Source organism: Pseudomonas sp. SWI36 (genome assembly GCF_002948105.1).
GTDB lineage: Bacteria > Pseudomonadota > Gammaproteobacteria > Pseudomonadales > Pseudomonadaceae > Aquipseudomonas > Aquipseudomonas alloputida.
The window spans coordinates 2330409-2348654 of sequence record NZ_CP026675.1 but is presented as its reverse complement, the minus strand read 5'-3'; the positions used below and the strand labels follow the sequence as shown (position 1 = coordinate 2348654).

The 18246-nt window shown below is 61.8% G+C and carries 17 protein-coding genes; 15 read left to right on the top strand and 2 right to left on the bottom strand.

The features are described 5' to 3' along the window. Nucleotides 1-2: 2 nt before the first annotated feature. The 6 genes from prlC (at nt 3) to C4Q27_RS11235 (ending at nt 8330) form a co-directional block, all read left to right on the top strand. Nucleotides 3-2054, top strand: coding sequence for an oligopeptidase A (gene prlC, locus C4Q27_RS11260; protein ID WP_014589237.1), 2052 nt, complete (start codon nt 3-5; stop codon nt 2052-2054). Then, entirely contained in the window at nt 2051-2332 is a 282-nt protein-coding gene (locus tag C4Q27_RS11255; RefSeq protein ID WP_010951500.1) for a YheV family putative zinc ribbon protein, read from the top strand. Before prlC ends, C4Q27_RS11255 begins: the two co-directional genes overlap by 4 nt. Nucleotides 2333-2456: 124 nt before the next feature. Then, on the top strand, nt 2457-4451 hold the full coding sequence (locus C4Q27_RS11250; RefSeq protein ID WP_064492523.1) for a M3 family metallopeptidase: 1995 nt from the start codon (nt 2457-2459) through the stop codon (nt 4449-4451). A 70-nt stretch (nt 4452-4521) separates the two neighbouring features. Further along, entirely contained in the window at nt 4522-5580 is a 1059-nt protein-coding gene (locus tag C4Q27_RS11245) for a PA0069 family radical SAM protein (RefSeq protein ID WP_064492522.1), read from the top strand. Nucleotides 5581-5885: 305 nt separating this feature from the next. Further along, nucleotides 5886-6605 carry a carbonic anhydrase gene (locus C4Q27_RS11240; RefSeq protein ID WP_003253046.1) on the top strand — a complete coding sequence of 240 codons (720 nt, stop codon included), beginning with the start codon at nt 5886-5888 and terminating at the stop codon, nt 6603-6605. 192 nt (nt 6606-6797) lie between these two features. Next, the gene (locus tag C4Q27_RS11235) at nt 6798-8330 is read left to right on the top strand and encodes a SulP family inorganic anion transporter (protein WP_020191557.1); all 1533 of its coding nucleotides are present in this window, start codon (nt 6798-6800) and stop codon (nt 8328-8330) included. 281 nt (nt 8331-8611) lie between these two features. Here C4Q27_RS11235 and C4Q27_RS11230 read toward each other — a convergent pair whose 3' ends face one another. Continuing rightward, a complete protein-coding gene (locus C4Q27_RS11230) occupies nt 8612-9253 on the bottom strand; it encodes a hypothetical protein (RefSeq protein WP_064490959.1) in 642 nt (213 codons plus the stop codon). A gap of 369 nt (nt 9254-9622) precedes the next feature. On the opposite strand from C4Q27_RS11230, the gene coxB reads away from it, so the two are divergent. From coxB to C4Q27_RS11210, 4 genes are read left to right on the top strand one after another with little or no spacing between them, the layout of a single operon-like run. Next, nucleotides 9623-10750, top strand: coding sequence for a cytochrome c oxidase subunit II (coxB, locus tag C4Q27_RS11225; protein WP_010951505.1), 1128 nt, complete (start codon nt 9623-9625; stop codon nt 10748-10750). Between the two features lie 43 nt (nt 10751-10793). Next, nucleotides 10794-12383, top strand: coding sequence for a cytochrome c oxidase subunit I (ctaD, locus tag C4Q27_RS11220; RefSeq protein ID WP_010951506.1), 1590 nt, complete (start codon nt 10794-10796; stop codon nt 12381-12383). 9 nt (nt 12384-12392) lie between these two features. Continuing rightward, complete coding sequence (locus C4Q27_RS11215; protein WP_003253035.1) at nt 12393-12959, top strand: cytochrome c oxidase assembly protein; 567 nt, start codon at nt 12393-12395, stop codon at nt 12957-12959. A gap of 16 nt (nt 12960-12975) precedes the next feature. Next, nucleotides 12976-13863, top strand: a complete 888-nt coding sequence (locus C4Q27_RS11210; protein WP_020191170.1) for a cytochrome c oxidase subunit 3 — start codon at nt 12976-12978, stop codon at nt 13861-13863. A 32-nt stretch (nt 13864-13895) separates the two neighbouring features. On the opposite strand, the gene C4Q27_RS11205 is transcribed toward C4Q27_RS11210, so the two are convergent. Beyond that, entirely contained in the window at nt 13896-14099 is a 204-nt protein-coding gene (locus C4Q27_RS11205; RefSeq protein ID WP_020191169.1) for a twin transmembrane helix small protein, read from the bottom strand. 51 nt (nt 14100-14150) lie between these two features. Between C4Q27_RS11205 and C4Q27_RS11200 the strand changes: the two genes are divergently transcribed. Genes C4Q27_RS11200 through C4Q27_RS11180 form a run of 5 tightly spaced genes read left to right on the top strand, consistent with a single transcriptional unit; the run spans nt 14151 to nt 18034 of the window. After that, the gene (locus C4Q27_RS11200; RefSeq protein ID WP_064490960.1) at nt 14151-14888 is read left to right on the top strand and encodes an SURF1 family protein; all 738 of its coding nucleotides are present in this window, start codon (nt 14151-14153) and stop codon (nt 14886-14888) included. Beyond that, nucleotides 14857-15438, top strand: coding sequence for a hypothetical protein (locus tag C4Q27_RS11195; protein WP_064490961.1), 582 nt, complete (start codon nt 14857-14859; stop codon nt 15436-15438). Before C4Q27_RS11200 ends, C4Q27_RS11195 begins: the two co-directional genes overlap by 32 nt. 9 nt (nt 15439-15447) lie before the next feature. Continuing rightward, nucleotides 15448-16527 carry a heme A synthase gene (locus tag C4Q27_RS11190; RefSeq protein WP_104886838.1) on the top strand — a complete coding sequence of 360 codons (1080 nt, stop codon included), beginning with the start codon at nt 15448-15450 and terminating at the stop codon, nt 16525-16527. Beyond that, nucleotides 16512-17405 carry a heme o synthase gene (cyoE, locus tag C4Q27_RS11185; protein WP_064490962.1) on the top strand — a complete coding sequence of 298 codons (894 nt, stop codon included), beginning with the start codon at nt 16512-16514 and terminating at the stop codon, nt 17403-17405. The genes C4Q27_RS11190 and cyoE overlap by 16 nt, the downstream gene beginning before the upstream one ends. Further along, nucleotides 17402-18034, top strand: a complete 633-nt coding sequence (locus C4Q27_RS11180; protein ID WP_020191164.1) for an SCO family protein — start codon at nt 17402-17404, stop codon at nt 18032-18034. The genes cyoE and C4Q27_RS11180 overlap by 4 nt, the downstream gene beginning before the upstream one ends. Nucleotides 18035-18246 lie beyond the last annotated feature (212 nt).

The following is an 18246-nucleotide window of genomic DNA, read 5'->3' as shown; positions in this document are numbered from 1 at the left end:
CCGTGACTGCGAACAACCCGCTTCTGCAATCCCACGATCTGCCGCCCTTCTCGCAAATTCGTGCCGAACACGTGTTGCCGGCGATCGAAGCGATCCTGGCCGACAACCGTAAAGCCATTGCCGAGATCCTTGAAAAGCAGGGCAAGAACCCTACATGGGCCGGCCTGGTGCTGGCCATGGACGAACTGAACGACCGCCTGGGCGCCGCCTGGAGCCCGGTCAGCCACCTCAATGCGGTGTGCAACAGTGCCGAGTTGCGTGAGGCCTACGAGTCGTGCCTGCCGGCGTTGAGCGCCTACTCTACCGAACTGGGCCAGAACCGCGCGCTGTTCGAAGCCTACCAGGCGCTGATCGACAGCCCTGAGGCTGCCGGCTTCGACGTGGCGCAAAAGACTATCCTCGAGCACGCCTTGCGTGACTTCCGCCTGTCGGGTATCGACCTGCCGGCGGACAAGCAGCAGCGTTACGCCGAAGTGCAGAGCAAGCTCAGCGAGCTGGGCAGCCGTTTCTCCAATCAGCTGCTTGACGCCACCCAGGCCTGGACCAAGCATGTTACCGACGAAGCTGCGCTGGCCGGCCTGACCGATTCGGCCAAGGCGCAGATGGCCGCTGCAGCCCAGGCCAAGGGCCTGGACGGCTGGCTGATCACCCTTGAGTTCCCCAGCTACTACGCGGTGATGACCTACGCCAGCGACCGCGCCCTGCGCGAAGAGCTCTACGCCGCCTACTGCACCCGCGCCTCCGACCAGGGCCCGAATGCCGGCCAGTTCGACAATGGCCCGGTGATGCGCGAAATCCTCGACCTGCGCCAGGAGCTGGCCGAACTGCTGGGCTACAAGAACTACGCCGAGCTGAGCCTGGCCACCAAGATGGCCGAGTCCAGCGACCAGGTGCTGAGCTTCCTGCGTGACTTGGCCAAGCGTTCCAAGCCGTTCGCCGCCCAGGATCTGCAACAGCTCAAGGCCTACGCTGCCGAACAAGGCTGCCCCGAGCTGGCCAGCTGGGACGCCGGCTACTTTGGCGAGAAGCTGCGCGAGCAGCGCTACAGCGTGTCGCAGGAAGCCCTGCGCGCCTACTTCCCGATCGACAAGGTGCTGGGCGGCCTGTTCAGCATCGTGCAGCGCCTGTACGGCATCGAAATCGCCGAGCTCAAAGGCTTCGACAGCTGGCACCCGGACGTACGCCTGTTCGAGATCAAGGAAAACGGTCAGCACGTTGGCCGTTTCTTCTTCGACCTGTACGCCCGCGCCAACAAGCGTGGCGGCGCCTGGATGGACGGCGCCCGTGACCGTCGCCGCACCGCTGGCGGCCAGCTGCAAAGCCCGGTGGCCAACCTGGTGTGCAACTTCACCCCGGCCGCGCCCGGCAAGCCCGCGCTGCTGACCCACGATGAAGTCACCACCCTGTTCCACGAATTCGGTCACGGCCTGCACCACATGCTGACCCGCATCGAGCATGCCGGCGTGTCCGGCATCAACGGCGTGGCCTGGGATGCGGTCGAGCTGCCAAGCCAGTTCATGGAAAACTGGTGCTGGGAGCCGGAAGGCCTGGCACTGATTTCGGGTCACTACGAAACTGGCGCCGCCCTGCCCCAGGACCTGCTGGACAAGATGCTGGCCGCGAAAAACTTCCAGTCGGGCATGATGATGGTGCGCCAGCTGGAGTTCTCGCTGTTCGATTTCGAGCTGCACGCCAGCCATGGCGACGGCCGCAGCGTATTGCAGGTGCTCGAAGGTGTGCGTGACGAGGTGTCAGTCATGCGCCCGCCGGCTTACAACCGTTTCCCCAACAGCTTTGCGCACATTTTCGCGGGCGGTTACGCGGCGGGCTACTACAGCTACAAGTGGGCCGAAGTGCTGTCGGCTGACGCCTTCTCGCGCTTCGAGGAAGAAGGCGTGCTGAACGCCGAGACCGGCCGCGCCTTCCGCGAGGCGATCCTGGCCCGTGGGGGTTCGCGCGAGCCGATGGAGCTGTTCGTCGACTTCCGTGGCCGTGAGCCTTCCATCGATGCATTGCTGCGCCACAGTGGTCTCACCGAGGACGCTGCAGCATGAGTGAGGTAGCTGTGAACAAGACCAAGAAGCGCTTCATTGCCGGTGCCGTGTGCCCGGCGTGCAGCGAGCCCGACAAGCTGATGATGTGGAACGAAGACGGCGTACCGCACCGCGAGTGTGTGGCCTGCGGCTTTACCGACACCCTCAACGAGCAGGGCTTGTCGGTGCCGAAGGAACTGGGCACGCGGGTCAACCACCTGGCGCCGAAAGCCGCGCCGGCCAAGGTGCAGACCGTGCAGTTCTTCCCAAATCCGAAGCTGAAAAAGCCGGCTGAGTAATACGGTCATGCCGCCCGGGTGCAATGCCCGGGCTGGCATGGACAGGTGTTAGATAGTCAGGCCACCTGGCGCACGCTGGCCATGCAAGCTCTCTTGCTCATTTCTATCAGCAAGGTGATGCCCCATGGCCAACCCTCTTCTGCAAGATAGCCATATCCCCGTCGATTACTCTTCCATCACCCTCGAAAACATGCAGGCGGCATTCGCTCACGTGCTGCAGGCACACGAGAACGGTGTCCAACGCATCATCCGTGATCAACGAACCATGCCCACCTGGGATGACATGGTGCTGGCGGTGGATGGGCTGGATAGCCGGCTGCTGGCAGTGTTGTATGCCGCCTCACCACTGGTCGGCCGGGATACGGCGTGGGCCAACGTCATCATTGATTTCTACGGGAAAGTGACGGCGCGCTTCGAGCAAAAATTCGCCAACACGGCTTTGCATGACCTGTATGCACGCTTGGCCGGCAGTGACATCGGCAAGCAACTGGATGTCGGGAAGCGTGCCACTTTGCGTTGGCACCTGGGCAAGTTCGCCGCTAGCGGGGCTTTACTCGACACCGCAGGCAAAGCGCATCTGGCAGACCTTCAAGCGCAGATTGGCACTGCACGCGAGGCGTTCCGCAGCAACATCGACCGGCCTGGGTTGAATATCACCGATGAAGCGGAGCTGAGCGGCATCCCGCAGCGGGTACGTGACGAATTGGCTGCAAGTGCACAGCAAGCAGGTAAGCAGGGGTGGTTGATTGCGTGTGACAAGGTGACTACGCGTGAGGTGCTCAAACATGCTGACAACCGCCAGCTCCGTGAGCGCGTGTACCGGGCTTTTCACGCCCGTGGCGTCAGCCATGATCGGCAACAGGACAACCGCACGTATCTGCAGCAACTGGCGCAATTACTTGAGGAGAAGGCCCTCCTGCTCGGTTATTCCGGCCATCTGGAGCAGAGCCTGCAGGTGAAGAGTGCGGGTTCGGTAGCCCAGGTGTGCGGCTTTCTCCACGATCTGGCCGATCATGTGCGACCTGCCATGTTGCGGTGGCGTTCGCAGGTGGAGTGTTGGGCTGCCGAGCAGGGCCTGGGCAAACCCCAACCCTGGGATTTCGAGTACCTGCGGTGTGCTTCGCGCAGCGAGTTTCCTGCCGAAGCGCTGCGCGATTACTTCCCGCTGAATACTGTTGTCAGTGCGTTGCAGCAATTGGCGCAGACGTTGTTTGGTGCAGTGCTGCAGCCCAAAGCGCTGCCTGTCTGGGATGACAGCGTGCAGCCGTTCGAGGTGTGGCAGGACAGCGCTTTCATTGGCTTTCTGTATCTGGATGCCGTGCAACACGCAGGCAAGCAGCCAGACGCGGTGTTCACCACCTATGCAAGGAATCGCCGGGTCGATGCAGAGGGTATCTACCAGGCCGCCTCGGTGGTGGTGTTCAGTGATGTGCCGCAAGCGCTGTCAGGTTCACAGCCGTTGCTCGATCATTTGTCACTGCGCAAGCTGTTCCATGAATTCGGCCATGCCCTGCACCACCTGCTGGTACGTACGACGAACCACGTCATGTCCAATGTGACCGAGCTGGGCACCGATGGTGTGGAGTTGTTCGGCAAGTTGTTCGAACGTTGGGTCTGGGACGCGGACTACCTGGTGGCGATCTCGGCGCGCACCCACGACGGCCACCAACTATCCCGCAAGCAAGCTGATGAGTGCCTGCGGCAGCTACGGCAGCAGAGCGTGGAGGAGATCGCGGGTGATCTATGCCTGGCGCTGTTCGACATGGACCTGCATGGCACTCCAAACGATGGCAGGACCATTGAACAGCGACTGGGTGATGCCCGCGAGCGTTGCGGTTACTGGCCACTCGCTGATTTCGAACATCCGGCGCATGCCTTCGACCACCTTGTGAACGGCTACGATGCGGGTTACTACGCCTACCTGTGGTCGGATGTGCATGCCTTCGATGTGTTCACCCGCTTCAAAGCCGAGGGCCTGTTGAACGGAGCCACGGGTCGGGCACTGCAGGAAGCACTGTTCGCCCCAGGGGCATCGCGCCCATTGCGTGAAGGCATCGAGGCGTTTCTTGGGCGGCAATCGAGCCAGGCAGCGTATCTCGGCTGGCATGGCCTGAAGTAGTCAGACCAGAGGTGCTGGAAAGATCCCGGCATGCACGATACTGTATATGAATACAGTATTCAGGTGAGCCATGATTCCTCCAGCACCGCAAAAGGGCCGTGGCACGGCGCACAACCCACACAACCGCTTTGCCCCTGGTCGTTCGGTGGCGGAAGATGATGGCTGGTACCAGGAAGTGCCGCAAACCCAGGGTACCGAGGTGCGGATCGAGACAGCCAAGTCGGTGATCAGCCGCAACACTTCACCCGACCTCCCTTTCGATCGTTCCATCAACCCTTACCGTGGCTGCGAGCATGGCTGCATCTACTGCTATGCCCGCCCCTCACACGCCTACTGGGACCTTTCTCCCGGCCTGGATTTCGAGACCAAACTGATTGCCAAGACCAACGCCGCCGAGGTGCTGGCACAGCAATTGAGCAAACCGGGCTACGTGTGCGCGCCGATCAATCTGGGCTCCAACACCGACCCGTACCAGCCGATCGAGCGGGAACAGTTGCTGACCCGGCGCTTGCTCGAAGTGTTACTGCGTTTTCGTCACCCGGTGACCATTGTCACCAAGGGTTCACTGGTGCTGCGCGACCTCGACCTGCTGGCCGAGATGGCCCGCCAGCGCCTGGCACGGGTGATGATCAGCCTGACCACGCTGGACGACGGCCTCAAACGGGTGCTCGAACCCCGAGCAGCCTCACCCGGTGCGAGGTTGAGGGCCATCCGGGTATTGCGTGAAGCGGGCGTACCTGTGGGTGTTTTGTGTTCGCCGATGATTCCGATGATCAACGACAGTGAACTGGAACGCCTGCTGGAGGCGGCCAAGGAGGCTGGCGCACAGAGTGCGGCCTACATGATGCTGCGCCTGCCGCTGGAAGTGGCGCCGTTGTTCGAGCAGTGGTTACAGGACCATTACCCGCAGCGGGCGGCGCATGTGTTGAGCCTGATCCGCCAGAGCCGCGGTGGCGAGCTGTATGACAGCCGGTTCGGTGTGCGCATGCGTGGTGAAGGGGTATTTGCCGAGTTGCTGGCGCAGCGCTTTGCCAAGGCGATGAAACGGCTGGACTTCGAAGGGCGCGAGGCGCAGGCGCTGGATTGCTCGGCGTTTTGCCCTCCGGGTGGGCAGATGGCGCTGTTCTGACATGAACCCACCCCCCACAGGGGGCTGCGCATTGCTCACAACGCAACTAATAACAACCAATAATTGCGCTAATACATATTGGCAGTTGATGTTTTTTTGCTATTATCCAGTTCCCGCCTTTTTCATCTGGAACGCCCGTTCTAGAGCCTTCGAATTAAGTTTCAGTTAAGTTTTCCCCGCTAGCGTAGGTAACAAGTCCACACCGACTGTGATCTATGGCCCGTGCGTGTCATCTAAAACCCTGCATAGCCTGAATCTTTCACCGGTAAAATGGATTTACCTACACACCGTCAAGAGGATGAATCATGCCCGTCAAGGACCCATCCAAGGTCGTACCGCAGGTCCCCGCGGAAAGCGCCGATGCTGCCCTTAAGCACATCGTCGACGGCTTCCTGCGCTTTCACCATGATGTTTTCCCTGATCAGCAAGAGCTGTTCAAGAAGCTCGCCACCGCGCAAACACCACGCGCGATGTTCATCACCTGTGCCGATTCGCGCATCGTTCCCGAGCTGATCACCCAGAGCTCGCCAGGCGACCTGTTCGTGACCCGTAACGTGGGTAACGTGGTACCGCCTTATGGCCAGATGAACGGCGGCGTTTCCAGCGCCATCGAGTACGCCGTAATGGCGCTTAAAGTTCACCACATCATCATCTGTGGCCACTCCGACTGTGGTGCCATGCGTGCGGTACTCAACCCGCAGTCGCTGACCAAGATGCCTACCGTTGGCGCCTGGTTGCGCCACGCTGAAGTGGCCCGCACCGTGGTCGAGAACAACTGCTCCTGCGGCAGCGAACACGAGACGATGCAAGTGCTGACCAAAGAGAACGTCATCGCCCAGCTGCATCACTTGCGCACCCATCCTTCGGTGGCTTCGCGCCTGGCAGCCGGTGAGCTGTTCATTCATGGTTGGGTGTACGACATCGAGACCAGCAAGATCGAAGCCTACGACGCCGCCAGCGACAGCTTCCTGCCCTTGGCCGCGGGTGAACCCGTTCCCTGCGCCACTCCGAGAGGCCGCTACTAAGCGACCCGTCCGCCGCTAGAACCTTGATAGCCGGCTGCACCCTGCAGGGGTGTGGCGCGGCCTTCGGCTGCCTTGAATTCCCTGACTGCCCTGCCGGCGTGCTCGCTGGCGGCCCGCGCCTGCGCGCTTGTCAGGGGCAAACGTGCCCACGGCCAGGGGAATGGCCGTGCGACTAGAGAAAGGAGAAACACGGTGAACATTACACAGTTGAAAGCGGCCCTGCCGCGTGAGTTGCTGGCGTCGGTGGTGGTCTTCCTTGTGGCCTTGCCGTTATGCATGGGCATTGCGATCGCTTCTGGCATGCCGCCGGCAAAAGGCCTGATTACTGGGATTATCGGCGGCATTGTCGTCGGTTTCCTTGCTGGATCGCCGCTACAGGTCAGCGGCCCTGCTGCCGGTCTGGCGGTACTGGTGTTCGAGCTGGTACGCCAGCACGGCATGGCCATGCTCGGGCCAATCCTGTTGCTGGCCGGCCTGTTGCAGTTGCTTGCCGGTCGCTTGCGCCTGGGCTGCTGGTTCCGCGTGACCGCGCCGGCGGTGGTTTACGGCATGCTCGCCGGGATTGGCGTGTTGATCGTGCTTTCGCAGGTGCATGTGATGTTCGACACCGCACCGCAACCGTCGGGCCTGCAGAACCTGCTGGAGTTCCCGGCAACTTTGTCGGCTGCCCTGCCACAGGAGAGCACCGGCGCCGGCTGGATGGCCGGTGCGCTGGGCCTGGGGACCATCGCCATCATGTGGGGCTGGGAGCGCTTGCGGCCGCAGCGGCTGCGTTTCGTGCCGGGTGCATTACTCGGCGTGGCCAGCATGACCGCTATCAGCATGTGGCTGGCCTTGCCGGTGAACCGCGTGCAGGTACCGGCCGACCTGTCCGAGGCCATCGACTGGCTTCGTCCGGAGGACCTGTTGCAGCTGGCAGACCCTACCCTGCTGGTCGCCGCCTTTGCCTTGGCGTTCATTGCCAGCGCCGAAACCTTGCTGTCGGCCGCAGCAGTGGACCGCATGCACAGCGGCCAGCGTTCGGACTTCGACCGCGAACTGTCGGCCCAGGGCATCGGCAACATGCTGTGCGGGGTGCTGGGTGCCCTGCCGATGACCGGGGTAATCGTGCGCAGCTCGGCCAACGTCCAGGCGGGGGCGCAAACCCGGGCGTCGGCAATCTTCCATGGCTTGTGGTTGCTGGCCTTCGTGGTGGCGCTGAGCAGCGTGCTGCAGCAGATCCCGGTAGCGAGCTTGGCGGGGGTGTTGGTGTTTACCGGGGTCAAACTGGTCGACTTCAAGGCGTTCCGCGGGCTGGGCCGTTATGGGCGCATGCCGATGTTTACCTACGCGGCGACTGCGCTGGCGATTATCTTTACCGACCTGCTGACCGGTGTGCTGCTGGGCTTTGCCTTGACCTTGCTGAAGCTGGCGTTCAAGGCGGCGCGGCTGAAGATCAACCTGGTGAGCCTGGCCAAGGATGGGCACATGGAACTGCGCCTCAGTGGTGCGGCGACCTTCCTGAAGGTGCCGGCGCTGACCCAGGTGCTGGATACCGTACCGGCGGGCACCACGCTGCATGTGCCGCTGGGGAACCTGAGCTATATCGACCACTCGTGCCTTGAGTTGCTGGAGGACTGGAGCCGCAGTAATTCTGCCAATGGGTCACGATTGCTGATAGAGCAGCGGCGCCTGAAGCGTCGGATCGAGGGGCGGTTGCGGACGACGGCGGGGGTTGGGGCGTAGGAGCGGGTTTACCCGCGAATACGGTAGCGGCGGCAACGGTGAGCGGCGGGTGGAGATTGGCCAGCAGGGCCGGCCTTTTCGCGGGTGAACCCGCTCCTACGACGGCCTGTGGCGAACCATCGATGCATGTGTAGGAGCGGGTTTACCCGCGAATACGGTAGCGGCGGCAACGGTGAACGGCGGGTTGAGATTGGCCAGCAGGGCCGGCCCTTTCGCGGGTGAACCCGCTCCTACCACGGCCTGCGCCGAACCACCGATGCACCTAGGCCGTGACAGGTATATCAGGCCGGCTGACCCAGCTCGACACCCAGTTGGCGCGACAGGCACGGCCAGCGCTTCCACGCCGCGCCAGTTGCCGGGCTGCTCAGCTTCTCTCGATAAGCCTCCACCGATTCAACCGCAAAGCTCTCGTCATTGAGCATTTCGTCGACCGAATGGTGCACCACCTCATCCAGCTGGTTGGCAAAGCTTTCGCCAATCAACTGGTGGGCAATCAGGTTGGCGACCGTGGTGTCGACCGGGATCAACGGCTGCTGGAAGTGGCGGATGTACAAGTCATTCACCTCTTCCACCAGGCGGTGCGCCAGGTACGCTTCATCCAGAAGGCAGTCCAGGCCTACATGCCCTTGCATCACGCTGGGCGGCTGCAGGAAGTAGGCTTCGGCAATTTTCAGTACAGGTTTGATCTGCGATTCGATCCCGGCTTCGCGGGCGACCTCGTGGGCGGCCTCCAGCAATTCCGGAACCTGATCGATGTAGGCGCTGACGAAGCGCGCCAAAGTACCCTGGGCGTCCTGCTCAGGCAGTTGGATCGAGGGGTGCAGGTGGGGCAGTTGCAGCTCGAGACGCTCTTTCAATTGGCCGGTCTGGCCTTCATGTTGATGGGCTTGGCTTACCTGCTCGCGTACAGCAGCGATGTTCATGACAACTCCAGGGACATTACGTTTCAAACGGAAGACACTAAATTAGCTCGGTATACAGAATACCTAAGACGTATTTGTTATAAGCCTCGCAAACGTGTGCGCTATCAGGCATATCGACGTGCCATTATTACGCCATGCCCTGTCAAGCACGCGGTTTTCCGGCCATTCGGCCATTTCATGAAGTTCATTTCACAGGCTTCATTGCGTGCCATTGGTCGCTGTCTATACTCCCGTTGAACGTGATTCGTTGATGAGGCCCGACTGCTTTTAGCAGGGGCTCGGTCGTCGAAGCCATGCAGTCTTGACCGCCGTTCCCTCTTGCCGCAGGCCACGCCTCCGGGACAACAAGAATTAGAAGGGGAACCCGCAATGATGCGACATCCACATGTCTGGATGGGCCTCCTGTTGTGGTCGGTTTTTGGCCAGGCAAACGCCGCCTGGACCGTGAACATGCACCCAGGGGCGACGGAAGTCTCCAACGCCGTCTTCGACCTGCACATGACCATCTTCTGGATCTGCGTGATCATTGGCATCGTGGTGTTTGGCGCGATGTTCTGGTCGATGGTCATCCACCGCCGCTCCACTGGCCAGCAGGCCGCGCATTTCCATGAGCACACGTGGGTGGAAATTCTCTGGACGGTGGTGCCCTTCCTGATTCTGGTGGTGATGGCCATTCCGGCTACCAAGACCTTGATCGACATCTATGACGCCAGCGAGTCGGACATCGACGTCCAGGTCACCGGCTACCAGTGGAAATGGCACTACAAATACCTGGGCCAGGACGTGGAGTTCTTCAGCAACCTGGCCACCCCCACCGACCAGATCCACAACAAGGCGCCGAAGGATGAGCATTACCTGCTGGAAGTCGACCAGCCGCTGGTGCTGCCGGTGGGCGCGAAAGTGCGCTTCCTGGTCACTGCTGCCGATGTGATCCACTCCTGGTGGGTGCCGGCCTTCGCGGTCAAGCGCGACGCCATCCCAGGCTTTGTCAACGAAGCCTGGACCCGTATCGAAAAGCCAGGCATCTACCGCGGCCAGTGCACCGAGCTGTGCGGCAAGGACCACGGCTTCATGCCGGTGGTGGTCGAGGTCAAGTCCAAGGCCGACTACGACACCTGGCTGGGCGAGCGCAAGGCTGAAGCCGCCAAGCTCAAGGAGCTGACCAGCAAGGAATGGACCCTGGAGGAGCTGGTGGAGCGAGGCGACAAGGTCTACCACACCACCTGCGTGGCCTGTCACCAGGCCGAAGGCCAGGGCCTGCCGCCAATGTTCCCGGCGCTCAAGGGCTCGAAGATTGCCACCGGGCCGAAGGAAGGCCACCTGAGCATTGTCTTCCATGGCAAGCCCGGCACGGCCATGGCCGCTTTCGGCAAGCAGCTGTCGGAAGTCGACATCGCTGCTGTGGTCACCTACGAGCGCAATGCCTGGGGCAACAACAAAGGCGACATGGTGACGCCGAAGGACGTGCTGGCGCTGAAGCAGGCAGAAGCCAAGTGAACCGGGTTACTCGCGGCAATCAATGGATTGCAGGAGACAGGACATGAGTGCAGTGATCGACGACCACGCCCACGGCCATGACCATGCGCACGGCCCGGCCAAGGGCCTGATGCGCTGGGTGCTGACCACCAACCATAAAGACATCGGCACGATGTACCTGTGGTTCAGTTTCATCATGTTCCTGCTGGGTGGCTCGTTTGCCATGGTGATCCGCGCCGAGCTGTTCCAGCCGGGTTTGCAGATCGTGGAACCGGCGTTCTTCAACCAGATGACCACCATGCATGGCCTGATCATGGTGTTTGGCGCGGTGATGCCGGCCTTCGTCGGCCTGGCCAACTGGATGATTCCGCTGATGATCGGCGCGCCCGACATGGCACTGCCACGGATGAACAACTTCAGCTTCTGGCTGCTGCCGGCGGCCTTCCTGCTGCTGGTCTCGACGCTGTTTAGCCCGGGCGGAGGGCCGAACTTTGGCTGGACGTTCTACGCACCGCTTTCCACCACCTATGCGCCAGCCAGCGTCACTTTCTTCATCTTCGCCATCCACCTGATGGGTATCAGCTCGATCATGGGGGCGATCAACGTGATTGCCACCATCCTCAACCTGCGTGCCCCCGGCATGACGCTGATGAAAATGCCGCTGTTCGTCTGGACCTGGCTGATTACCGCGTTCCTGCTGATTGCGGTGATGCCAGTACTGGCTGGCGTGGTAACCATGATGCTGATGGATATCCACTTCGGTACCAGCTTTTTCAGTGCCGCAGGTGGCGGTGACCCGGTGCTGTTCCAGCATGTGTTCTGGTTCTTCGGCCACCCTGAGGTTTACATCATGATCCTGCCCGCCTTCGGTGCGGTCAGCTCGATCATCCCGGCATTCTCACGCAAGCCGCTGTTCGGTTATACCTCGATGGTGTATGCCACCGGCGCCATTGCCTTCCTGTCATTCATCGTCTGGGCCCACCATATGTTCGTGGTCGGCATCCCGGTGGTCGGCGAGTTGTTCTTCATGTACGCCACCATGTTGATTGCCGTGCCCACCGGGGTGAAGGTATTCAACTGGGTCAGCACCATGTGGGAAGGTTCGCTCACCTTCGAAACGCCGATGCTGTTCGCCATCGCCTTTGTCATCCTGTTCACCATCGGTGGTTTCTCCGGGTTGATGCTGGCGATCGCCCCGGCAGACTTCCAGTACCACGACACTTACTTCGTGGTGGCGCATTTCCATTACGTACTGGTGCCTGGTGCAATTTTCGGCATCTTTGCCTCGGCCTACTACTGGCTGCCGAAATGGACCGGCCACATGTACGACGAAACCCTCGGCAAACTGCACTTCTGGCTGTCGTTCGTCGGCATGAACATGGCCTTCTTCCCCATGCACTTCGTAGGCTTGGCCGGCATGCCACGGCGCATCCCCGACTACAACCTGCAGTTCGCCGATTTCAACATGGTGTCGTCGATCGGCGCGTTCATGTTCGGCGCCACGCAGATCTTCTTCCTGTTCATTGTCATCAAGTGCATCCGCGGTGGCGCGCCGGCACCGGCCAAACCCTGGGATGGCGCCGAGGGCCTTGAGTGGTCGATACCCTCGCCTGCGCCCTACCACACCTTCCAGACACCCCCGGAAGTGAAATAGGAACCCGCCATGAACGGCCTGTCGGTGAAACGCCTGGTAACGCGCCTGTTGATGCTGACGGTGGTGATGTTCGCCTTCGGCTTCGCGCTGGTGCCGATCTACGACGTCATGTGCAAAGCCTTCGGTATCAACGGCAAGACCGGCGGCCAGTACGAAGGTAGCCAGGTCAGTGACCCGACGCGTGCTGTGCGGGTGCAGTTCATGTCGACCAATGCCAGCGACATGGTCTGGGACTTCTACTCCACTGCCGACCAGCTGGAGGTCAACCCGGGGGCGGTGAACCAGATGATCTTCATTGCCCACAACCCGACCGACCGGCCGATGAGTGCGCAGGCAATACCCAGCATTACCCCGGCCGAGGCCGCGGCCTACTTCCACAAGACCGAGTGCTTCTGCTTTACCCAGCAGGTGCTGCAGCCCGGCGAACGCATCGAGATGCCGGTGCGCTTCATCGTCGACCGCGACCTGCCGGCCAGCGTGAAGCACCTGACACTGGCCTACACCTTGTTCGACATCACCGCTCGCCACCCGCCGGTCGCGCACGTTGCGGCGCAGGACGTCCAAGGCGCCCGTTAAGGGAAGGAGAACAGCAATGGCAAGTCATGAGCACTACTACGTTCCGGCGCAGAGCAAATGGCCGATCATCGCCACCATCGGCATGTTCATCACGGTATTCGGCCTGGGCACCTGGTTCAACGACATGAAGGCGGGCCACCCGGATTCCCACGGGCCGCTGATTTTCTTCGTGGGTGCGTTGTTTCTGGCCTACATGCTGTTCGGCTGGTTTGGGGCAGTGGTCAAGGAGAGCCGCGCCGGGTTGTACAGCCCGCAACTGGACCGCTCGTTCCGCTGGGGCATGAGCTGGTTCATCTTCTCCGAAGTGATGTTCTTCCTGGCCTTCTTCGGTGCGCTGTTCTATGTGCGCGTACTGGCGGGGCCGTGGCTGGGTGGCGAAGGAGCCAAAGGTGTTGCACACATGCTGTGGCCAACCTTCGAATTCACCTGGCCGCTGCTGCATACCCCCGACCCCAAGCTGTTCCCACCCCCCAAGGAAGTGATCGACCCGTGGCACCTGCCGCTGATCAACACCATCCTGCTGGTCAGTTCCAGTGTGACAATCACCATTGCCCACCACGCCTTGCGCCGTGACCACCGCGGCCCGCTGAAATTCTGGATGGCGCTGACCATTGTCCTGGGCATCAGCTTTATCGCACTGCAGGCCTTCGAGTACCACGAGGCCTATACCAAGCTGGGGCTGACACTGGGCTCAGGCATCTACGGTGCGACGTTTTTCATGCTTACCGGGTTTCACGGCGCCCACGTGACATTGGGCACGATCATTCTGATCGTGATGTTCGTGCGCATTCTGCGCGGGCATTTCAACCCGGAAAAACACTTCGGCTTCGAGGCAGCCAGTTGGTACTGGCACTTCGTCGATGTGGTGTGGGTGGGGTTGTTCATCTTTGTCTATGTGTTGTGAATACGAAAACCCTGTAGGGGCAGGTGAGAACTTCAGAAAGGGGCGTGGGAGACCAGTTGACCGCTGATCAAGCCCCAGGCGACCAGGCCTATGGTCAGGGCTGCCAGGGTCACCCGTATGGTCAGCGCCTTGAGCAGACGGGTCGAGTTTTCATCATCCTTGACCAGAAACACCAGGCCACTGAACAGGCTGGCAATCGTGGCCAACAGCATCAGGACAATCGCGGCCTTGAGCATGGCGTTACTCCCGGGGGATGCGGTGATGTGGATAAGTATAGCGAGGCGCCCGTGAGGCCGTTTCGCCCAGGCTGGGTACCGACGCTGGTGGTGCTTGCATTGCTGCCGGGGCTGATTGCGCTTGGTTGCTGGCAACTCGGCCGTGCCGAGGAAAAGCGCGTGCTGCTGGCCACCTATGCAGAACGGCGGGTTGAAGCACCGATCGCCACCGCCCAGCTCTTCTCTAAAGAAGACAACGCCTTCCGCCGCGTGCACCTGTATGGCCGCTTCGACGCCGAGCACAGCGTGCTGCTGGACAACCGCATGCGCGACGGCAAAGCCGGTGTCGAGCTGCTGCAGCCCTTCCACGACCAAGCCAGCGGCCTGTGGTTGCTGATCAATCGTGGCTGGCTGCCATGGCTGGACCGCCGGGTGCCGGTGCGTTTCGAAACCCCTGCCCAGGCCTTGGCGCTGGATGCCTCTGTGTATGTCGTGCCCGGTAGCACCTTCCAGCTGCACCCGGACCCCATCGGCGGGCAATGGCCGCATCTGTTGACCGCTATCGATGCCGCGCAGCTATGGCAACAGCTTGATCGCGAAGGCTTCGCTCAGGAATTGCGCCTGGAGCCGGGCCCTGCGAGCTATCGCCTGGACTGGCCGGTTGTCGCCATGAGCCCCGAAAAACACGTCGGCTATGCCGTGCAGTGGTTTGCCCTGGCTACCGCTCTGGTTCTGCTCTACCTCTACTTCGGCTGGCATCAAAACAAGGAGAAACGCCATGGCCACCGCCACTCCACTGGACGCGCCTGAACGTAGCAAACCCAGAGCCCGTGGGCGTTTGCAGCTTTTGCTGATCCTGCTGGTGGTGCTTGGGCCAATGGTTCTGGCCACCAGCATGTACAAGCTCAAATTCTGGGTGCCGGAAGGCCGCAGCTACCATGGCGCCATGATTGGCAATGGGGAAAGCCGTGCCGATCTCGGCGTGGCGGGGCAGGACGATCGCTGGCAGTTGCTGGTCAGCGCACCCCAGGCCTGCACCGAAGACTGTCAGCGCCTGGTGTACCTGGCTCGGCAGATTCAGGTCGGGCTGGGGCGTGATGCCAGCCGCGCCAGCCATGCGCTGGCCGCTGCCCAGCCGCTGAGTGCCGACTACCAGGCACTGCTCGGCCGCGAGTACCCGCAGTTGCAGCGCTACCCGCTGGATGCGCAACGTTATCAGCAGAAGGTTGTCGAGCCCGGCCCGCAGCTGTGGATCGTCGACCCGCACGGCAACCTGGTGCTGCGCTACGACGGCAAGGTCAACGGCAAGCATGTGCTGGATGACCTGCGCCACCTGCTCAAGCTGTCCAATATCGGCTAGGAGCCTGCCATGGCCAGACCTGGATTTCGCCTTGCTGTGTTCGCCACCCTGCTGGCACTGCTGGTCGTCCTGCTCGGTGCCTATACCCGCCTGACCCACGCCGGCCTCGGTTGCCCCGACTGGCCCGGGTGCTATGGCTTTATCAGCGTGCCCAAGACTGACGCGCAGTTCGCCCATGCCGAGCTGCACTTTCCTGAGCACCCGGTGGAAGCTGCCAAGGGCTGGGCCGAGATGGTCCACCGCTACTTTGCCGGTAGCCTGGCCGTGGTGATCGCCCTGCTCGCGTTCCAGGCAATGCGCCGGCATGCCCGCGATGGGCAGCCTTATCGCCTGCCAATGCTGCTACTGGGTGTGGTGCTGGCCCAGGCAGCCTTCGGTATGTGGACGGTCACCCTGAAGCTATGGCCGCAGGTGGTCACGGCGCACTTGCTGGGTGGCTTTACCACGTTGAGCTTGCTGTTTCTGTTGTCTCTGCGTCTGTCCCGGGCCTTTGCGCCCTTGCCGAAACTGCCGCTGAGCCTGCGCCGGATCGCTGCGCTGGCGCTGCTGGTGGTAATCGGCCAGATCGCCCTGGGCGGTTGGGTCAGCGCCAACTACGCCGCCGTGGCCTGCATCGACCTGCCGACCTGCCATGGCCAGTGGTGGCCAGCGGCGGACTTCAGCAACGGCTTCCACCTGACCCAGCACGTCGGCCCCAATTACCTGGGCGGACAGCTGGACAGTGATGCGCGTACGGCCATCCACATCAGCCACAGGCTGGGTGCGCTGCTGGTGACCTGCGTGCTGCTGATGCTCAGCTGGAAGCTGCACCGCTGTGGTCTCCCCGGCCTGGCGCGGCTGGTGCTGCTGGCGCTGGCCTTGCAAGTGGGCCTGGGCATCAGCAACGTGGTGTTCCACCTGCCGCTGGCTGTGGCTGTTGCGCACAATGCCGGCGGGGCGATGCTGCTGCTGAGCATGGTGCTGGTGAACTACCGCATTCGAGTGGTCGACAAGGTTCGAGTGGGTGTCGGCCATGGCTGGCGTCTGCGGCCGGTGGTCGGGGTGGGCATTTCCCATCATATGAGGAACGACTCGTGGCGACGCTTCTAAGCGTACGACGGGCCCACTGGCGCGATTACCTCGAGCTGACCAAGCCCAAGGTGGTGGTGCTGATGCTGATCACCTCGCTGGCGGGCATGTTCCTGGCCACCCGGGCGGGCGTCAGCTGGAGCGTGCTGTTGTTCGGCAACCTGGGCATCGGCCTGTGCGCGGGTGGCGCAGCGGTGGTCAATCATGTGGTGGATCGGCGCATCGATGCGCTGATGGCACGCACCCACAAACGGCCTTTGGCCCAAGGCCGAGTCGAGCCCCTGCCGGCGCTGTTGTTCGCCTTGGCCCTGGCGTTGCTGGGCATGGTCCTGCTGCTTGTGTTCACCAACGCCCTCACCGCCTGGCTGACCCTGGCCTCATTACTCGGTTATGCGGTGCTCTACACCGGCTTTCTCAAGCGCGCCACGCCACAGAACATCGTCATCGGTGGCCTGGCCGGTGCCGCTCCGCCGTTGCTCGGCTGGGTGGCGGTAAGCGGCCATGTCAGCGCCGAACCCTTGCTGCTTGTGCTGATCATTTTCGCCTGGACCCCGCCGCATTTCTGGGCGCTGGCCATCCACCGCAAGGAGGAATACGCCAAGGCCGATATCCCGATGTTGCCGGTGACCCACGGCGAGCGCTACACCAAACTGCATATCCTGCTGTACACCCTGATCCTGTTGGCAGTGAGCCTGCTCCCGTATGTCATCCACATGAGTGGCCCGCTGTACCTGGTCTGTGCCCTGGCCTTGGGCCTGCGCTTCCTGCAATGGGCTTGGGTGTTGTACCGTAGCAGCCGGCCGCACGCGGCGATCGGCACCTTCAAGTACTCTATCGGCTACCTGTTCGCGCTGTTCATCGCGTTGCTTCTTGACCACTACCTGTTGCTGAACCTATGACCCGAACCCAGAAAACCGTCTTCATCCTCGTTGCCCTGGTCGCGTTGATCATGGGCCTGACCGTCAACAAGGTGCTTAATGGTCGTGACCAGCCCAACCCTGCCGAGCTGATCGATGCGGGCATCATCCTGCTGCCGCAGAGCCGCGCCGTGGCTGATGTCACCATGACCAACCAGGACGGCCAGCCGGTGCAGATGGATGACCTCAAGGGCAAATGGTCGCTGCTGTTCTTTGGCTACACCTACTGCCCGGACATCTGCCCGACCACCCTGGCCCAGCTGCGCCAGGTGAAGAGCGAGTTGCCCAAGGATGCCGTCGACCGGCTGCAGGTGGTGTTGGTGAGTGTGGACCCTAACCGCGACACGCCGAACCAGCTGAAGCAGTATCTGGGCTATTTCGACAAGGACTTTGTCGGCGTGGCGGGGTCGATCGAGGATACCCAGAAGCTGGCCAATGCCTTGAGCATTCCGTTCATTCCGGCGGATACCAGCAAGCCGGGGTATACCGTGGATCACAGCGGTAACCTGGCGATAGTCGGCCCGGATGGGAGACAGCGTGGGTTCATTCGGGCGCCGTTCAACAACCAGAAGCTGGGGGCGCAGCTGCCGGGGCTGGTCAAGCGGGATTGAGAGTGCTGGGCCTGCTGCGCAGGCCTTTCGCGACATAAGCGTGAGCCGCGTGGAAGCGGGCTTGCCCGCGAAGCCAACACCGTGGTGGATGGCACGGGCTTCGCCCGTGTTCGCGGGCAAGCCCGCTCCCACAGGGATCGCGCCAGCTTTTAGAAATTGAGCAAGACAGTTGCTCCCACATGGATCGGCGTACGCCTACCTTGTGGGAGCGG